14 protein-coding genes are annotated in these 18,044 nt (G+C 67.0%); 9 read left to right on the top strand and 5 right to left on the bottom strand.

Annotation, left to right across the window (positions count from 1 at the left end; translation table 11 throughout):
* Positions 1-91: 91 nt before the first annotated feature.
* Positions 92-481, bottom strand: coding sequence for a VOC family protein (locus PFX98_RS23280; RefSeq protein ID WP_285232855.1), 390 nt, complete (start codon positions 479-481; stop codon positions 92-94).
* Positions 482-576: 95 nt separating this feature from the next.
* Here PFX98_RS23280 and argA point away from each other — a divergent pair, with 95 nt between their 5' ends.
* From argA to hemH, 9 genes are all read left to right on the top strand, one after another.
* On the top strand, positions 577-1,917 hold the full coding sequence (argA, locus tag PFX98_RS23285) for an amino-acid N-acetyltransferase (protein ID WP_285232856.1): 1,341 nt from the start codon (positions 577-579) through the stop codon (positions 1,915-1,917).
* Positions 1,918-1,996: 79 nt separating this feature from the next.
* On the top strand, positions 1,997-2,269 hold the full coding sequence (locus tag PFX98_RS23290; protein WP_285232857.1) for an oxidative damage protection protein: 273 nt from the start codon (positions 1,997-1,999) through the stop codon (positions 2,267-2,269).
* A gap of 144 nt (positions 2,270-2,413) precedes the next feature.
* Entirely contained in the window at positions 2,414-3,415 is a 1,002-nt protein-coding gene (locus PFX98_RS23295; RefSeq protein ID WP_285232858.1) for an extracellular solute-binding protein, read from the top strand.
* A gap of 164 nt (positions 3,416-3,579) precedes the next feature.
* Positions 3,580-3,876 carry an H-NS histone family protein gene (locus PFX98_RS23300; RefSeq protein WP_285232859.1) on the top strand — a complete coding sequence of 99 codons (297 nt, stop codon included), beginning with the start codon at positions 3,580-3,582 and terminating at the stop codon, positions 3,874-3,876.
* 215 nt (positions 3,877-4,091) lie between these two features.
* Positions 4,092-7,106: a bifunctional diguanylate cyclase/phosphodiesterase gene (locus tag PFX98_RS23305; RefSeq protein ID WP_285232860.1), complete on the top strand. Its 3,015-nt coding sequence runs from the start codon at positions 4,092-4,094 to the stop codon at positions 7,104-7,106.
* A 9-nt stretch (positions 7,107-7,115) separates the two neighbouring features.
* Positions 7,116-9,065: a DNA primase gene (gene dnaG / locus PFX98_RS23310; RefSeq protein WP_285232861.1), complete on the top strand. Its 1,950-nt coding sequence runs from the start codon at positions 7,116-7,118 to the stop codon at positions 9,063-9,065.
* 350 nt (positions 9,066-9,415) lie between these two features.
* On the top strand, positions 9,416-11,641 hold the full coding sequence (gene rpoD, locus PFX98_RS23315; RefSeq protein ID WP_285232862.1) for an RNA polymerase sigma factor RpoD: 2,226 nt from the start codon (positions 9,416-9,418) through the stop codon (positions 11,639-11,641).
* A 145-nt stretch (positions 11,642-11,786) separates the two neighbouring features.
* A complete protein-coding gene (locus PFX98_RS23320; protein ID WP_285232863.1) occupies positions 11,787-12,752 on the top strand; it encodes an adenylate/guanylate cyclase domain-containing protein in 966 nt (321 codons plus the stop codon).
* Positions 12,753-12,764: 12 nt separating this feature from the next.
* Positions 12,765-13,856, top strand: coding sequence for a ferrochelatase (gene hemH, locus PFX98_RS23325; RefSeq protein WP_285232864.1), 1,092 nt, complete (start codon positions 12,765-12,767; stop codon positions 13,854-13,856).
* A 3-nt stretch (positions 13,857-13,859) separates the two neighbouring features.
* Here the strand turns inward: hemH and PFX98_RS23330 are convergent, their stop codons facing one another.
* From PFX98_RS23330 to PFX98_RS23345, 4 genes are read right to left on the bottom strand one after another with little or no spacing between them, the layout of a single operon-like run.
* On the bottom strand, positions 13,860-15,353 hold the full coding sequence (locus tag PFX98_RS23330) for a tripartite tricarboxylate transporter permease (protein WP_285232865.1): 1,494 nt from the start codon (positions 15,351-15,353) through the stop codon (positions 13,860-13,862).
* A 15-nt stretch (positions 15,354-15,368) separates the two neighbouring features.
* Positions 15,369-15,896 carry a tripartite tricarboxylate transporter TctB family protein gene (locus PFX98_RS23335; RefSeq protein WP_285232866.1) on the bottom strand — a complete coding sequence of 176 codons (528 nt, stop codon included), beginning with the start codon at positions 15,894-15,896 and terminating at the stop codon, positions 15,369-15,371.
* 10 nt (positions 15,897-15,906) lie between these two features.
* Positions 15,907-16,869, bottom strand: coding sequence for a Bug family tripartite tricarboxylate transporter substrate binding protein (locus PFX98_RS23340; RefSeq protein WP_285232867.1), 963 nt, complete (start codon positions 16,867-16,869; stop codon positions 15,907-15,909).
* A 33-nt stretch (positions 16,870-16,902) separates the two neighbouring features.
* Entirely contained in the window at positions 16,903-17,931 is a 1,029-nt protein-coding gene (locus PFX98_RS23345) for a porin (RefSeq protein ID WP_285232868.1), read from the bottom strand.
* Positions 17,932-18,044 lie beyond the last annotated feature (113 nt).

Genomic DNA, 18,044 nt, shown 5'->3' on the forward strand with positions numbered 1-18,044 from the left:
ACGCTTCGCGGCGGCGGCCTGGCTGCCAGGATGGGGGGGGAGCTTTTCGTTCACGAGGCGCGGATTATCCGCGCCCCGCGCGGCCGGCCGCTCAGGCGGGCCTGGGCTCGTAAGTGATGATGTTGATGGCGGCCCCTTGCGGGTCGCGGATGCAGGCCATGCGGCCCACCGTGGGAACGTTCATCGCCGGCATCAGCACCGCGCCGCCCAGGGCCGTGCACTTGGCGATGGTGGCGTCGACATCGTCCACCGTCACATAGCAACCCCAGGCCGGCGGCAGCTGGCTGCTCGGGTCGGGGCAGCTCATCATGCCGGCAATGGCGGTATCGCCGATCTTGGCCACGTGGTACTTGCCGGTGGGCATGTCCATGGACTCGATGGCCCAGCCGAACAGGCTGCCATAGAACTCGGAAGCGGCCGCGGGGTTGGGCGTCATCAGCTCGGACCAGCTGAACGCGCCATGGGTCTTGAATGCATCCATCTCGGGCTCCTCGGTAGTGAGGGGCCCATGCTCCATCCGGGCGGGCGCGCGCGCAAGTGTCTTTGCGCAGGCGCCGCTGCGGCACAATTCGTACCATGAGCCTGGTCTTCCCCCACACCTTCGTCCCCTGGTTTCGCTCCGTCGCGCCCTATATCCACGCCTACCGAGGTGAAACCTTTGTGATCGGCATGGCCGGGGAGCTGATCGCCGCCGGCAAGCTCAACGCCTTTGTGCAGGACCTCTCCATCCTGCACGCGATGGGCATCAAGATCGTGCTGGTGCATGGTTTCCGCCCCCAGGTGAATGAACAGCTGGCCGCCAAGGGCCATGCCTCGCAATACAGCCATGGCCTGCGCATCACCGATGCGGTGGCGCTGGACTGTGCCCAGGAAGCCGCCGGCCAGCTGCGCTTCGAGATCGAGGCGGCGTTCTCGCAAGGCCTGCCCAACACGCCGATGGCCAATGCCACGGTGCGGGTGGTGTCCGGCAACTTCCTCACCGCGCGGCCCGTGGGCATCGTGGACGGCGTGGACTTCCAGCACAGCGGCGTGGTGCGCAAGGTGGATGCGGCGGCGATCCAGCGCGCCATGGACACCGGCGCGGTGGTGCTGCTCTCGCCCTTTGGCTTCTCGCCCACCGGCGAGGCCTTCAACCTGACCATGGAAGACGTGGCCACCGGCACCGCCATCGCGCTGCAGGCCGACAAGCTGCTGTTCGTGGGCGAGGTGGCCGGGGTGCGCGAGAACCCCGAGGACCTGGACAGCCCGATCGACACCGAGCTGGCCCTGGCCGACGCCGAGCGCCTGCTGGCGCGCCTGCCCGAAGCGACCGAACCCACCGATGTGGCCTTCTACCTGCGCCACTGCGTGCGCGCCTGCCAGGCCGGCGTGGAGCGCTCGCACATCGTGCCCTTTGCGGTTGATGGCGCGATCCTGCAGGAGGTCTACACCCATGACGGCATCGGCACCATGGTGGTGGACGAGAAGCTCGAGAGCCTGCGCGAGGCCAGCTCCGACGACGTGGCCGGCATCATTGCGCTGATCGAGCCCTTCGAGCGCGACGGCACCCTGGTCAAGCGCGACCGCACCGAGATCGAGCGCGACGTCGAGCTCTACACCGTGATCGAGCATGATGGCGTGATCTTCGGCTGCGCCGCGCTCTACCCCTATGTGGAAGCGCGCACCGCCGAAATGGCGGCGCTGACCGTCTCGCCCGCCGTGCAGGGCCAGGGCGACGGCGACCGCATCTTGAAGCGCGTGGAACAGCGCGCCAAGGCCATGGGTCTGGCCAGCATCTTCGTGCTCACCACCCGCACCATGCACTGGTTCATCAAGCGCGGCTTCGTGCAGGTGGACCCCGACTGGCTGCCCGAGGAACGCAAGCGCAAGTACAACTGGGACCGCCGCTCGCAGGTGCTGGTGAAGAAGCTGCCCTGACCCTGCGCAGCGCCCGCCTATGCCAGGCGCGCTACAGTGCGCGCCATCCCCCTTATCGATTGAATTACCGAGGTTGACTATGGCCCGCACCGTGCAATGCATCTATCTGAAGAAGGAAGGCGACGGCCTGGACTTCGCGCCCTACCCCGGCGAATTGGGCAAGCGCATCTATGAAAACGTCAGCAAGGAAGCCTGGCAAGCCTGGATGAAGCACCAGACCATGCTGGTGAACGAGAACCGCCTGAACCTGGCGGACCAGCGCGCGCGCCAATACCTGGCAAGGCAGATGGAGCAGTTCTTCTTCGGCGGCGGCGCCGAGCAGCCGGCGGGCTACGTCCCGCCGACGGTTTGAGTCATCTCAAACAAGAATCATTCTCGTTTGAGTTAGACTCCTGAGCATCGGGCGCCACGCCCCTGTTCAGGAGTTGATATGCGTTTCTTGCAGATTCGGCGCGCCCGCGCCGCCTTTCTCCCGGCCATCGCCACGCTGGCCGGCATGCTGCTGGCACCCGCCGCGGCACAGGCCCAGGAACAGGTGCTGAACCTGTACTCGGCGCGCCACTATCAAACCGATGAGGCGCTCTACAGCAATTTCACCAAGGCCACCGGTATCCGCATCAACCGTGTCGATACCGATGATGCGGGTTTGCTGGCAAGACTGAAAAGCGAGGGCAGCTCCAGCCCGGCCGACGTGATTCTGCTGGTGGATGCCGCCAGGCTCTGGCAGGCCGAAGAAGACGGCCTGTTCCAACCTATCAAGTCCACCCTGCTTGAGCAGCGCATCCCGGCGCAATTGCACGCCAGGAATACCGCCCAGGGCGTCTCCTGGTTTGGCCTGTCCACCCGCGCCCGCCTCGTGGTCTATAACAAGCTGACCGTCAAGAAGGACGACGTTCTCAACTATCAGGACCTGGCGGATCCGAAAAACAAGGGGCGCGTTTGCACGCGCTCCGGCTCGCACCCCTATAACCTCTCGCTGTTCGGCGCCCTGTACGAACATATGGGAGCGGAGCGCACCGAGCAATGGCTCAAGGGCATGGTCGCGAATATGGCGCGCGCCCCCAAGGGCGGTGATACCGACCAGATCAAGGCGGTGGCGAGCGGCGAATGCGGCGTGGCCCTCACCAATAGCTATTACCTGGCCCGCATGATGCGCTCGGACAAACCCGAAGATCGCGCCGCGGTGGAGAAGATCGGCATGGTGTTCCCCAATCAGGCCAGCTGGGGCACGCACCTGAATATCGCCGGCGGTGCGGTGGCTAAATATGCCAAGAATCGCGATAACGCCATCAAGTTCCTAGAGTACCTCGCCTCGCCTGAGGCGCAGATCTACTTTGCCAACGGCAACAACGAATGGCCGGCGGTGAGCGGCGTGCGCGCCAGCAATCCGGCACTCGAAGCGATGGGGCAATTCAAGGCCGAAACCATCCCGGTATCGGTGGTGGGTGCCAATCTGCCCAAGGTGCAACAGATTCTGGATCGGGTCGGCTACAAGTAAGTAGGGCGGTGGCGGCACTGGAATGGGTGTCGTGAATATCACCCACTTTCGGTGCCCCCTATTTCACAAGATCTGAAAATCCATTATCGTTAGGTTTCAGCGCCCCCCAATAATTGCAGCACCGGGCGGGGACGACGAAAGAAACCTTGCGAGGATTTGCAAAGATGGCATCGCTGAAAGACCTCCTGGCCCAGAGGGCCGCGCTTGATCAACAAATTGCCGAAACCAAGGACCGCGAGCGTTCCGATGCGATCGCCAAGGTGCGTTCCTTGATGTCCGAGTATGGTCTGAGCGTGGCCGATCTGAGTGCCAAGGTACCCAAGGCGGTCAAGACCTCCAAGGTGGCGGTGAAATATCGCAACCAGGCGACCGGCGAAACCTGGAGCGGACGGGGCCTGCAACCCAAATGGCTGAAGGCGGCGATTGGCGCCGGTGCCAAATTGGACGATTTCCACGTCTGACATTCCGCGCGGGCGGCCGCGGCCGCCGCGATGCAAGCCTGCATATGGAGCCACCTCTCGGGGTGGCTTTTTTCTTTGCGCGGCGGGATATTCAACAAGGGGAATACACCACCACCTATTCGCAGGGTGCGTCGGTCCAGGGCACATGTGACGCACGGCACCCCTGCTAGCATCAGCGCCCCGGCTTTACAGATAAATCCAACCAGGGCCGCCACTTGGATAAATCGCCACTGACGCGTATCGCCCTGGTGGGTGTGGCCAGCATGGCTTGCGCCTGGCTGGGCCTGCTCACACCCGCGCTCGGTGCCTTCGTGAGCCTGTTCTGGCCGCCGGCCGGACTGGCGCTGGCCAGCCTGCTGCGCTGGCATTGGCCGGCCGCCATCGGCGTGCTGACCGGGGTGGCGGCGATCGCCATCTTGCAGGGCGCTTCGCCCGCGCTGGCCTGCAGTCTCGCGGCGGCCAACCTCATCGGCCCCTCGATCGCGGCCTGGGGCCTGCGCCGTCTCCATTTCAGGCCCGATATGGCCCGCCGCCGCGATCTCGCCAGCTTTGTGCTGCTGGGCGTCGCGCTGGGCCCGGGCATCAGCGCGCTCGCCGGCGCCTTGATTCTGCTGGGCTTCGGCCACATCGTGCCTGCGGAAATGCCCCGTGCCCTGCTCTCCTGGTGGGGCGGCGACGCGCTGGGCGTGCTGAGCCTGGGCGTGCCCCTGCTGGTGCTGCCCGGCCTGCCGACGCGGCCGCGCACCGAGCCAGGCACCCCGGCCAGGCGCACCGCCTGGCTGGCAAGCGGCTTGCTGGCCTTCGCGACCTTGGCCAGCGCGGCGCTGGTGTTCGGCCTGGGTGGACAGAATGCCGTGATGCTCAGCCCCTGGTTGTTTGCGCCACATCTGCTGCTCAGCTGGCTGACCCTGCGTGATGGCCTGACCCTGGCCTCGGTAACCGCCGCGCTGCTCACCCTGCTGGCCGCGCTGAGCACCGGCGTCGAGCTGGGCCCGTTTGCCGCCATCCCGCTGCCGGAGCGACTGGCCACGCTATGGGCCTACACGGCAAGCGCCGCCGCCGTCCCCTTGCTGGCCAATGCCGTGCTCGGCGAGATGCACCAGGAGCATTCGCGCTGGCGCCACGCGCTGGAGGCCGCTGGCATGGGCATCGCCAGCTGGGACCTGGTCACGGGCGAGCATCGCGCCTCGCCGGCCTGGCAGGGCTTCGTGGGCACGCCCGCACTGCAGCCCGCCGCCGCGCCGACGGCCTGGCTGGAGGCCGTGCATGCGATGGACCGGGTGCGGCTGCTGCCCCTGCTCACCGAGTTGCTCGCGCCCCATGGGCAAGCCCATATCAGCGAGACGCTGAGGCTGCGCCGCGAGGGTGGCGACTGGCTCTGGTTTGAGCTGCGCATGCATGTCGAGGAACGCGACGCCCGGGGCCTCGCCCAGCGCCTGGTGGCCACACTGGCCGATGTAACCTGGAAGCGCACCGCCGAGGAACGCGAGCGCATGAGCGTCAGCCTGTTCCAGCATTTGCACGAGGGCCTGCTCATCACCGACACCGATGGCGTGGTGCTGGACGCCAATCCCAGCTATTGCCGCATCATGGCTCAGGCGCGGGAGGCCTTGCTGGGCCAGCGGGCAACGCCGCTGCTGCTCGAGCACTTGCGCCGATCCGGGCACAGCCCAGAACAGCTGCAGCAGGCCCTGCAGGCGCAGGGCCATTGGCAGGGCCTGGTCAGCTGCACGCGCCACGACGGCAGCACCTGCGAGCTGCAGCTGACCGTGTCCACCATGCCCGAGCCCGAGGGTCCGGCGCGTTTCCAGGTGATCGCCGTCAGCGACATGACCGAGCAGCTGCGGCGCCAGGCCTTGCTGGAGCGGCAGCGCCAGTTCGACGAGTTGACCGGGCTGCCCAATCGCAGCGAGTTCCTGCGCCGGCTCGAGCTGGCGCTGGCGAGCAGCGAGCAGCAGCGCTTCATGCTGTGCGTCTGCCACCTGGACCTGGACAATTTTGCCCAGTTGGCCGAGGCCGAGGGCGAGGCACGCGCCAACGCGGCGCTGCGCGCGCTGTCGCAGTCCTTGCACGGCGCGCTGCGCAGCGCGGAGCAATGGTCGGACCAGCTCGCGCGCATCGGCGGCGATGAGTTCGCGCTGCTGCTGCGCTGCGACAGCCTGGCCGAAGCCCGCCTGGCCACCGAGCGCATGCTGAATGTGCTGCGCCTGCCCATCTACCTGGATGAGCACAGTGCACCGCTGACGCTGACCGCCAGCCTGGGCGCCAGCCTGTTCCCGCTGGACCGCTCCAGCGCCGAGACCTTGATGCGCCACGCTGGTCACGCGCTCTACCGCGTGAAGCGCGCTGGCCGCAATGCCTGCGAGTTCTTCGACACCGAGAAACGCCTGCGCAAGCATGCCGATGGCATCGCCCTGGGCCGCATGCAGGAAGCACTGGACGGCGGTGAGCTGCAGCTGCATTACCAGCCCAAGGTGGACATGCGGCGTGGCCGCGTGCTGGGCTTCGAAGCCCTGCTGCGCTGGCAGCATCCCGAGCGCGGGCTGCTGATGCCAGGCCTGTTCCTGCCCCTGGTGGAGCGCACCGGCCTGGGCGTGCAGATCGGCGACTGGGTGCTGGAGCAGGCGATGCGCCAGTCGGCGCAATGGCTGGCCCAGGGCCTGCAGCTGCGCGTCAGCGTGAATGTCACGGCACGGCACCTGCAGACCCTGGACTTCACCCAGCGCCTGCGTGAGCTGCTGGCCCGGCACCCGGAACCGATTGCCAGGCATCTGATGCTGGAGGTGCTTGAATCAGCGGCGCTGGCCGACGTCGATGCCACCCACCGCCTGATCCAGGACTGCAAGGCCCTGGGCGTGAGCTTCGCGCTGGACGACTTCGGCACCGGCTATTCCACCCTCACCTACCTGAAACGCCTGCCGGTGGACGCGCTCAAGATCGACCGCTCCTTCGTGCAGAACATGCTGATCGATCCGCATGACCAGGCCCTGGTGGAGGGCGTGATCGGCCTGGCCAAGACCTTCGGCTGCAGCGTGGTGGCCGAGGGTGTGGAATCCGACGCCCATGCGCGCGCCCTGCTGGCCGCTGGCTGCGAGCTCGGCCAGGGCAGCGGCATCGCCCATGCCATGCCGGCGGAGCGCGTGCCCGAGTGGGTGGCTGCCTTCGAGCAGGCGCCCAGCTTCGGCGGACGTCGCGCGGCCGCGGGCGCGACGAAAATGGGCATCGCTTAGACTCGGCCGGTGATCCCACCCGGCTTTATCCAGGACCTGCTTTCCCGTGTCGACATCGTCGAGGTCGTCGGCCGCCATGTCGAGCTCAAGAAGGCGGGCATCAACCACAAGGGCCTGTGCCCCTTCCATGGCGAGAAGTCGCCCAGCTTCATCGTCAGCCCGACGCGCCAGACCTACCACTGCTTCGGCTGCGGCGTGCACGGCAATGCGATCGGCTTCCTGATGGAGCACACCGGCGCCGGCTTTGTCGAGGCGGTCGAGGACCTGGCCCAGCAGACCGGCATGCAGGTGCCGCAGGACGAGCGCAGCGCCGAGGAGCGCGAACGCGCGCAGGCGCAGAAGCAGCGGCAGGCCAGCCTGACCGACGTGCTCGCCAGGGCCGGCGAGCATTACCGCGTGCAGCTGAAGAAAAGCCCGCGCGCCATCAACTACCTGAAACAGCGCGGCCTCACCGGCCAGATCGCGGCCCAGTTCGGGCTGGGCTATGCGCCCGAGGGCTGGCGTGCGCTGGCAAGCGCCTTCCCGGCCTACGACGACCCGCTGCTGGCCGAGTCCGGCATGGTCATCACGTCCGGCGACGAGGGCGAGGAGCAAAAGCGCTACGACCGCTTCCGCGACCGCATCATGTTCCCGATCCGCAATGTGCAGGGCGAGGTGATCGGATTCGGCGGCCGTGTGCTCGACAAGGGCGAGCCCAAATACCTCAACTCGCCCGAGACCCCGGTGTTCAGCAAGGGGCGCGAACTCTACGGCCTGTACGAGGGCCGCCAAGGCCTGCGCCAGCGCGGCTATGCGCTGGTGGTGGAAGGCTATATGGACGTGGTGGCGCTGGCCCAGCACGGCTTCAACAACGCCGTCGCCACACTGGGCACGGCCTGCACGGCCGAGCATGTGCAGAAGCTGTTCCGCTTCACCGAATCGGTGGTGTTCAGCTTCGACGGCGACGCCGCCGGCCGGCGCGCCGCCGGCCGGGCGCTGGAGGCCGCCCTGCCCCATGCCACCGATGTGCGCAGCGTCAAGTTCCTGTTCCTGCCCAGCGAGCACGACCCCGACTCCTATGTGCGCGAGCTCGGCGCGGAGGCGTTCGAGCGCTGCGTCGCCGAGGCCATCCCGCTCTCGCGCCAGTTGCTGGAGTCCTGCTCCGAGGGGCTCGACCTGGGCAGCGCCGAGGGCCGCGCGCGCATGCTGGCGCAGGCCAAGCCCTTGTGGGAGGCCCTGCCGCAGGGGCTGCTGCGCCGCCAACTGCTGGGCGACCTGGCGCGGCGCGCCCAACTGCCCGATCAGGAATTGATGGATCTGTGGCAGACCCGTGCGCCGCAGCCCACGCGCGCGGCCAGCCATGAACAGGGCCATCCGCCCGACGACTACTGGGCGCCGCCCCCCGAGCATTACGACGATCTGGGCGCACCCGCCGCGCCGGCCGCGCCCACGACCCCGCGCCGCCGCCCCGAGCAGGCCGGCGGCGAACGCAAGCCCTGGAAGAAGGACTGGAAGCGCCGCGGTCAGGATGACGACCCGACCCTGGGCACACCGCGCCAGCAGCCCGCCGCGCCCATGGACCATGCGCTGCGCATGCTGCTTCTGCACAGCGCCTGGTGGGAGCGCCTGAGCGACCAGGACCATCAGCTGCTGCACGAACTGCCCGGCGTGCATGGCGACCTGGTGGCATGGCTGGAGCGCTTCCTGGTCAACCACGGCGCCTGCGCCTGGTCCGTGCTGCAGGTCAGCCTGGCCGAGGAAGGCCAGTTGGAGGCCGCACGCCGCGCCTGCGGCGGCCGGCTCGATGCCATGGAAGAGGAGGAGTTGCAGTTCGAGGATCTGCAGCAACTCCTGCGCAAGCTCTGGCTGGACCGGCTCAGGGGCGAGGCCAGCCAGTTGGCTAGCGCGCCAGTCGGCCCGGACACCCTGGTCAGGCTGAAGGAATTGCACGAACAGATCCGGCTGCTGAGCGCGGCCTGACGTCAAATTTTTTGACGGACCCGCGTTCTTGGCAGATAATTAAGGGTTTTCGCGCGTCAAGAGTGACGGCAGCACCTTCCGGAACCGGCCACCCACTGACCCTGGGCACCTACATAGAGGTATCAGGCCACCTTTATCCGCTTAAGGGCTGCGTTCTCAAACGTTCACGCTAGCCTTGCACGCGCAAAGCCTTGTGGCCTGGCCAGATGCCCGCATCTATCCAGGCTGCGAGGCCCATGTTTTTGCCGCCTGGGCATGATCGCGCCGCATCACTCCTTCGGAGTTTTCGCGCTGAGCTCTCAGGTGGCCGCTTGCATTGCGCCGCCCAAATACCCCATCCGAGGAACTGCATGACTGCCAAGAAGACCGCGCCAAAGGCTGAGAAACAGGCTGACACTCTGGTCGAAGAGACCAAGAAACCTGCCAAGGCCACCAAGGCCAGCAAGGCAGCCGCCGCTGCACCTGCTGCGGCCACGGCCGAAGACAAGCCCAAGCGCGGTCGCAAGCCCAAGGCAGCCACCGAGACCAAGAAGGCCGGCGCCAAGGCCAAGCCGATCGAAGAGGAAGTGGACCTCTCCGACCTGGAAGCCGATCTGGAAGGCGAGCCCGAAGCGGATGCCGAGGTGGAAGAAGCGGCCGAGGACAAGCCCAAGGCCAAGCCTCTGCGCATGAAGGTCAGCCGCGCCAAGGAGCGCGCGCTGATGCGCGAGTTCGGCCTGGACGAAACGGCGCTGACGGAAGAAGAAGTCGCCAAGCGCCGCCAGGAGCTCAAGACCCTGATCAAGATGGGCAAGACGCGTGGTTTCCTGACGCATCAGGAAATCAACGATCACCTGCCCGAAAAGCTCATCAACGAGGAAATCCTCGAGGCCATCGTGTCCATGTTGAACGACATGGGCATCGCGGTGTACGAGCAGGCACCCGACGCCGCCACCCTGCTGATCCAGGGCAGCACCTCGCCCACCGCCACCGAGGAAGAAGCCGAAGAAGCCGCGGAAGCTGCGCTGTCGACGGTGGACTCCGAGTTCGGCCGCACCACCGACCCGGTGCGCATGTATATGCGCGAAATGGGCACGGTGGAGCTGCTCACGCGTGAGGGCGAAATCGAAATCGCCAAGCGCATCGAAGGTGGCCTGCAGGCCATGATGCTGGCCATCTCGGCCTCGCCCACCACCATCGCCGAGATCCTCTCGATCGCCGCCAAGATCCGCGCCGGCGAGATGCAGATCTCCGAATCGGTGGACGGTTTCGTCTCCGACGACGAGGCCGACGACTATGTGGCCGAGGAAGACTTCGACGAGTTCGACGAAGAGGACGACGACGACGGCAACGGCGGCTCCAAGGCCCTGACCAAGAAGCTCGAGGAGCTGAAGAACGCCGCGCTGGTGAAGTTCGACAACCTGTCGACCAACTTCGACAAGATGCGCAAGGCCTTCGAGAAGGACGGCTACCGTTCGGCCTCCTACGACAAGGCTCAGCATGCCATCAGCGCCGAGCTGATGACGATCCGCTTCACCGTCAAGACCATCGAGCGCCTGTGCGACATCCTGCGCTCGCAAGTGGACGATGTGCGCCGCTACGAGCGCGAACTGCGCAAGATCGTGGTGGACAAGTGCGGCATGCCGCAGGAGCACTTCATCAAGGTGTTCCCGCCCAATGCACTGAACCTGCAATGGGCCGAGAAGGAAGTGTCTGCCGGCAAGCCCTACAGCACCGTGCTGTCGCGCAACCTGCCGCCGGTGCAGGAACTGCAGCAGAAGCTGATCGACATCCAGGCCCGCGCGGTGGTGCCGCTCGATGATCTGAAAGAGATCAACAAGCGCATGAACGAGGGCGAGAAGGCCTCGCGCGACGCCAAGAAGGAAATGATCGAGGCCAACCTGCGCCTGGTGATCTCGATCGCGAAGAAGTACACCAACCGCGGCCTGCAGTTCCTGGACCTGATCCAGGAAGGCAATATCGGCCTGATGAAGGCGGTGGACAAGTTCGAATACCGTCGCGGCTACAAGTTCTCGACCTACGCCACCTGGTGGATCCGCCAGGCCATCACGCGTTCGATCGCCGACCAGGCCCGCACCATCCGTATCCCGGTGCACATGATCGAGACGATCAACAAGATGAACCGCATCTCGCGCCAGCACTTGCAGGAATTCGGCTTCGAGCCGGATGCGCCGACACTGGCCGAGAAGATGGAGATCCCGGAAGACAAGATCCGCAAGATCATGAAGATCGCCAAGGAGCCGATCTCGATGGAAACCCCCATCGGCGACGACGACGACAGCCATCTGGGCGACTTCATCGAGGACACCAACAACACCGCGCCGATCGAGGCCGCCATGCAGGCCGGCCTGCGCGATGTGGTGAAGGACATCCTCGACTCGCTGACCCCGCGCGAAGCCAAGGTGCTACGCATGCGCTTCGGCATCGAGATGAGCACGGACCACACGCTGGAAGAAGTCGGCAAGCAGTTCGACGTCACGCGCGAGCGCATCCGCCAGATCGAGGCCAAGGCGATCCGCAAGCTCAAGCACCCCAGCCGTTCGGACAAGCTGCGCACCTACCTCGACAATCTCTGAGCGGTACCAACTGCCCAGCAAAGGCCGGCCACGCGCCGGCCTTTTCCTTTGCTGCGCAGTACTTCGCGTTTTCGCTGCAATGGCCGTCACGGAGGCCGGGCTACACTGAGACTTAGTTCACAGCCGCCACCTCGACCACCCGCCCATGACCCAGATACGGGATCGCACCGTCTTGTTTGCCGACCTGCGCGGCAGCACCGGCTTGTTCGAGACCCTGGGCAACGCCGAAGCGACCTCGGTGGTGACGCATACGGTGAGCCTGATCGGCCAGGCCGTCGATGGTTGCGGCGGCCGCCTGGTGAAGACCCTGGGCGACGGCCTGATGGCGGTGTTCGACACCCCCCGCGATGGCGTCAAGTCAGCCATCCAGATGCATGAGCTGCTGAAGAAGGTGGTGTCGCGCGGCCGCCAGCACGGCGCCTCGCCGGGGCTGCGGGCCCTGCGCCTGCAGGTGGCCCTGGCGCGCGGCGAGGTGGTCGAGATGGGCGGCGATTGCTTTGGCGACGCCGTCAACGTGGCCGCGCGCCTGCTGGATCACGCGGGCGATAACGAGATCCTCATCACCGCCGAGGTGCTGCAGGGCGTGGCCAGCAATACCAAGTCGCGCTTTCGCAGCCTGGACCGCATCGCGGTGCGCGGCCGCGCCGAGCCGGTGCATGTCTATGTGCTGGACGGCGCGCCCTCCAGCGATGCGGCCGCCACCCAGTTCGGCGAGGTGGTGCATTCGATGGATCCGGATGGCATCCGCCTGGTCTGGCTGGACCTGGACCGCGTCTTCGACATCGACAGCATGCCCATCGTGCTGGGCCGCAGCACCCAGGCCACCTACTGCATCACCGATGGCCGCGTGTCGCGTTCGCATGCCCGCATCGACTGGCATGGCGGCAGCTTCTCGCTCACCGACCTCAGCTACAACGGCACATTTGTGCGCTTTGGCAGCGACGGTGAAATCGTCAGCCTGCGGCGCGGCTCCTGCACCCTGCATGGCAGCGGCGTGATCGGCCTGGGCAGCGCACCGCTGGACGCCACCTCGCCGACGGTGCGCTTCGAGGTGCTGCACTTTGCCGACACCGAACCCCTGCCCCTGGGCACCTCACGCCTGAAGGGCTGAACCTTCTTCTCCATGAGCTTCCAGTCCGAACCTGCCTTTAGCCACGGCAGCGCGCCCAAGATCGGCGTGCTGTTCTGCAACCTCGGCACGCCCGAGGCCGCCACCGCGCCGGCCTTGCGCCGTTACCTGGCGCAGTTCCTCGGCGACCCGCGCGTGGTGGAGATTCCGCGCCTGGTCTGGCTGGCCATCCTGCACGGCATCATCCTGCGCGTGCGGCCGGCCAAGTCGGCCGCCAAGTACGCCAGCGTCTGGACGCCCGAGGGCTCGCCGCTGAAGGTCTGGACCGAGAAGCAGGCCAAGCTCCTGCAAGGCCAGCTGGGCCAGCGCGGGCACCATCTGGTGGTGCGCTACGCCATGCGTTACGGCCAGCCCGCCATCGCCGCCCAGCTCGATGCCCTGCGGGCCGAAGGCGTGACGCGCGTGCTGGTGCTGCCCGCCTATCCCCAGTATTCCGCCGCCACCACCGCCAGCGTGGTGGACGACGTGGCGCGCTGGGCACTCAAGACCCGGCACCTGCCCGAGCTGCGGTTCATCAACCGCTACCACGACGACCCGGCCTATATCGCCGCCTTGGCCGAGAGCGTGCGCAGCCACTGGCAGCGCGAGGGCCGCGGCGACAAGCTGCTGATGAGCTTTCACGGCATGCCCGCCCGCACCCTCGCCCTGGGCGACCCCTATCACTGCGAATGCCTGAAGACCGGCCGCCTGCTGGCCGAGGCCCTGGGCCTGGGCAAGGAGCAGTACCTGGTGACCTTCCAGAGCCGCTTCGGCAAGGCCAAGTGGCTGGAGCCCTATACCGAACCCAGCCTGATCCAGCTGGCCCGGCAAGGCCTGAAATCGGTGGACGTGATCTGCCCGGGCTTCAGCGCCGACTGCCTGGAAACGTTGGAAGAAATCGCCCAGGAAGCGCAGCAGGCCTTCAAGAACGCGGGCGGCCAACGCTTCAGCTACATCCCCTGCCTGAACGACAGCCCGGCCGGCATGCGTGCCCTGGCCGAGCTGGCCGAGCGCCACTTGCAGGGCTGGCCCAGCAAGACGCCGAGCGCCGCCGCCGAGCTGCAGCAGCAGCGCCAGCGCGCCTTGGACGCCGGCGCCAGCCGCTGAGCCTCAGCGGCGCCGCGCCCGCGCGCGCCAGCGCAGAAAGCGCGGCAGCAGCAACACCACCGCCACCAGCACCAGCAGGCCCAGCGAGAGCGGCCGCTCGACGAACACCGTCCAGTGCCCGCCGCCGATCGCCACCGCATTGCGCAGATGGGCCTCGGCGAGCGGGCCCAGGATCATGCCCACCACCACCGGCGCGGTGGGGAAGTCGAAGCGCCGCATCACGACGCCGAGCAGGCCGATGGCCAGCATCAGGTAGAGGTCGAAGGCGCTCTGGCGCATGCCGTACACACCCACGGTGGCGAAGATCAGGATGCCGGCATAGAGCTGCGGCTTGGGAATCTTCAGCAGCTTGACCCACAGGCCCACCATCGGCAGGTTCAGTACCAGCAGCATCACGTTGCCAATGTAGAGCGAGGCGATCAGCGCCCACACCAGCGTCGACGAGGTCTGGAACAGCTGCGGGCCGGCCTGGATGCCGTAGTTCTGCAGGGCACTGAGCAGGATGGCGGCGGTCACCGAGGTCGGGATGCCGAGGGTCAGCAGCGGCACCAGGGTGGCCGTCACCGCCGCATTGTTGGCCGCCTCCGGCCCCGCCACGCCCTCGATGGCGCCGGTGCTGCCAAACTCTTCCTTGTGCTGCGACAGCTTGCGCTCGGTGGCATAGCTCAGAAAGGTCGGGATCTCGGAGCCGCCGGCCGGGATGGTGCCGAAGGGAAAACCGATGAAGGTGCCGCGCAGCCAGGCGGGCCAGGAGCGCTTCCACTCGCTGCGCGTCATGTGCACGCTGCTCAGCTTGTTGAGGTTCTGCTCCTCGCGGCCCTCGTAGAGCGCGTTGTAGAGCGTCTCCCCGACCGCGAACAGGCCCACCGCCACCAGCACCACCTCGATGCCGTCCATGAACTCGGGCACGCCCGCGGTGTAGCGCACCTGGCCGGTGATCTGGTCCAGGCCCACCAGACCCATGGCCAGGCCGATGAACAGCGCCGTCATGCCGCGCAAGGTGCTGGCGCCCAGCACCGCGCTGACGGTGGTGAAGGCCAGCAGCATCAGGCAGAAATACTCCGGCGGGCCCAGCGTGACGGCAAAGTCCGACACCACCGGCGCGAACAGCGTCACCAGCACGGTCGCGATCGTGCCGGCCACGAAGGAACCGATCGCCGAGGTGGCCAGCGCCGCACCGGCGCGGCCGTTCTTGGCCATCTTGAAGCCCTCCAGCGCCGTCACCATGGTGCCGGTCTCGCCCGGGGTGTTGAGCAGGATGGAGGTGGTGGAGCCGCCGTACATGGCACCGTAATAGATGCCGGCAAAGAAAATCATCGAGGCGGTGGGCTCCACCTGCGAGGTGATCGGCAGCAGCATCGCCACCGTCACCGCCGGGCCCAGGCCCGGCAGCACGCCGATGGCCGTGCCGATGGCGCAGCCCAGAAAGGCCCATAACAGGTTGATGGGTGTGCCGGCAGTGGCAAAGCCGCCCAGCAATTGGTTCCAGAGTTCCATATCGGCTCGCTATCCTCAGATCCAGCCGCCGCTGGTGACGCCCGGCAGGTTGATGGCCAGCAGCTTGGTGAACATCCAGAACACCGGCGCGGCGATCAGCAGCCCGGTCACGCCGTCGATCAGGGTCTGGCGCGCGTCGCCGGCGCCCCTGCCCTCGGCCACGCGCATGCCGCGCACCGCCAATGCGAAGCACAGGCTGCAGGCCAGCACGAAACCGATCTGGGTGATGAGCGCGGCATTCGCGACGATGCCGGCCACCACCCAGCTGACGGCGCGCCAGTCGGCACGCTCGCCCCCGGAGGGTTTCTGCATGACGCGATAGCCACCGCTGCGCGCCTCCCAGATCAGCCAGGCGCCGCACAGCAGCAGCACCGCCGACACCAGCCAGGGCAAGGCGTTGGGGCCCACGCCCGCATAGCCGGCCTCGGCCGAGACAAAGCTGGCGCCATAGGCCATCACGGCGCCCACCAGCAGGGCGCCCACGCCGACCAGGGTCTGGTGCAGCACCTGGGTGGGAGAGAGAGGAGCAGCGGTTTCCGACACGGCAGCGCCCTCAGATCATGCCGGACTTGGCCATGATGGCGCGCAGCATCGCGAACTCCTGGTCCACGAAGTCGGCGAAGGCCTTGCCGGTCAGCAGGGCCGGCGTCCAGCTGTTCTTCTCCAGCGCCTCGATCCAGGCCTTGTTCCTGAACACCGCCGTCACCATGTCGGTGAGCGCCTTGTGCTGCTCGGGCGTGATGCCAGGTGCCGCGTAGACGCCGCGCCAGTTGCCGATCTCGACATTGATGCCCTGCTCCTTCAGCGTCGGCACGTTGACGCCCTTGAGCCGCGTCGGCGAGGTCACCGCCAGGGCGCGCATCTTGCCGCTGTCGATGTACTGCGAGAACTCGGAATAGCCGCTGCCGCCGACGGTGACGTTGCCGCCCAGGATCGCGGCCGTGGCCTCGCCGCCGCCGCGGAAGGGCACATAGTTGATCTTGGACGCGTCCACGCCCACCTCGCGCGCGATCATCGCCGCGGCGATGTGTTCGGTGGAGCCGCGCGAGCCGCCGCCCCATTTGACGCTGGAGGGATCCTTCTTCATCTGCTCGACCACGTCCTTGATGGTCTTGAGCGGCGAGGCCGCATGCACGACGAAGACGTTGTACTCGCTGGTCAGGCGGGCCACCGGCGTGGCCTGGCTCAGGTTCACCGGCGGCTTGCCGGTGATGATGCCGCCCAGCATCACCGCGCCCATCACCATCAGCGCGTTCGGGTCGCTCTTGGCCGCATTGACGAACTGCGCCAGACCGATCGCACCCGCGGCGCCGCCCTTGTTCTCGTACTGCACCGAGGCCGCCAGGCCGGCGTCCTGCAGGGCCTTGCCCAGCGCGCGGCCGGTGGTGTCCCAGCCGCCGCCCGGGTTGGCGGGGATCATCATCTTGAGGTTGGCCCCCGCGGCCTGAGCCCCCAGAGGCAGGGTGCCGGTGGCGGCCAGGGCCGCCAGGGATTTCAGAAATTGGTCTCGACGCATGGCTGTCTCCTGTTCTTTGTGCAGACCGGACGATCAGAACGAGTGATAGATGCCGAGCTCGGTACCGCGCGATCCCTGGCCGGCCGCCACGGACGAGCCACCGGGGATCAGGTACTTGCCCGTGGCGCTATTGCTCACCCGAGACATCGTGCCATACAAGGAGGTGCGCTTGGACAGGGCATATACGTAACCAAGGGCAAGCTGCTGACCCTTGTAGTCGGTGGCCGGCGCCGCATTCGTCAGATGCGCGCTGACATAGCTGGCGCGCAGCGTGCCCTTGCCGATCGCGTACGTCGCACCCAGCACCCAGTTCGACTGCTTCTTGCTGGCCTGTTTGCTGGTGTGCAGCAAGCCGAACAGCTTCAGCTCGTTGAGCGCGTAGCTGGCGCCCAGGCTGGCCACCTTGAACTTGTCGCCGGCGGCGGTGTTGGTGGTGTCGGAGACCGACACCGCCACATCCAGCGGGCCGCTCGCGTAGCCCAGGCGCATGCCTAGGTACTTGCCGGTGGACCCCTCGCCCGCGGCCGCCATCGCCTGGCCATAGACCCCGCCCAGGCCGCCGGGCAGGAAGTAGCCCACCGAGTTGTCTGAACGCACCACCGTCTTGGCGCTGCCGGACGCGCCATCGAAGCCGTAGACCAGATTGCTGGCCGCACCCACGCCGTTGGTGCCGAAGGGGTTGAAGCGGCTGATGTTCCAGAAGGTGGGCGTGTAGTCGCGGCCGAGGCGAACTTCGCCGGCGGTCGTGCTGGCCAGGCTCACCGTGGCGCGGCGGCGCCAATCGCCGCCGGCACCGGTATCGGGGCCGATCGCGCCCTCCAGATGGAAGCTGGCGCTGAGGCCGCCGCCCAGGTCCTCGGTGCCGCGGAAGCCGAGCCGGCTGGTCTGCATGCCGTCGATGCTCAGCAGCGACACCGACTTGCTGCCGTTCGTGAGGCGCTGCACGCCCAGGTCGAGCACGCCGAACACGGTCACGCTGGACTGGGCCAACGCCGCGCCGGTGCAGGCGCCCATCAGCGTCAGGGCCAGGGGGGCGCGGCGGAAGAGTTTCGTCGGTGTCATCGGTTTGTCTCCGTGGTTTGTAGGAATGCACCACGATGGTGGCCAGCCAAGCTGTCAAACCGCTGTCCGCGGCGCCCGGGAAAACCACAAGGGCCGGCCCGCTGCGGCGCCGG

Source organism: Paucibacter sediminis (assembly GCF_030254645.1).
GTDB classification, from domain to species: Bacteria; Pseudomonadota; Gammaproteobacteria; order Burkholderiales; family Burkholderiaceae_C; genus Paucibacter_B; species Paucibacter_B sediminis.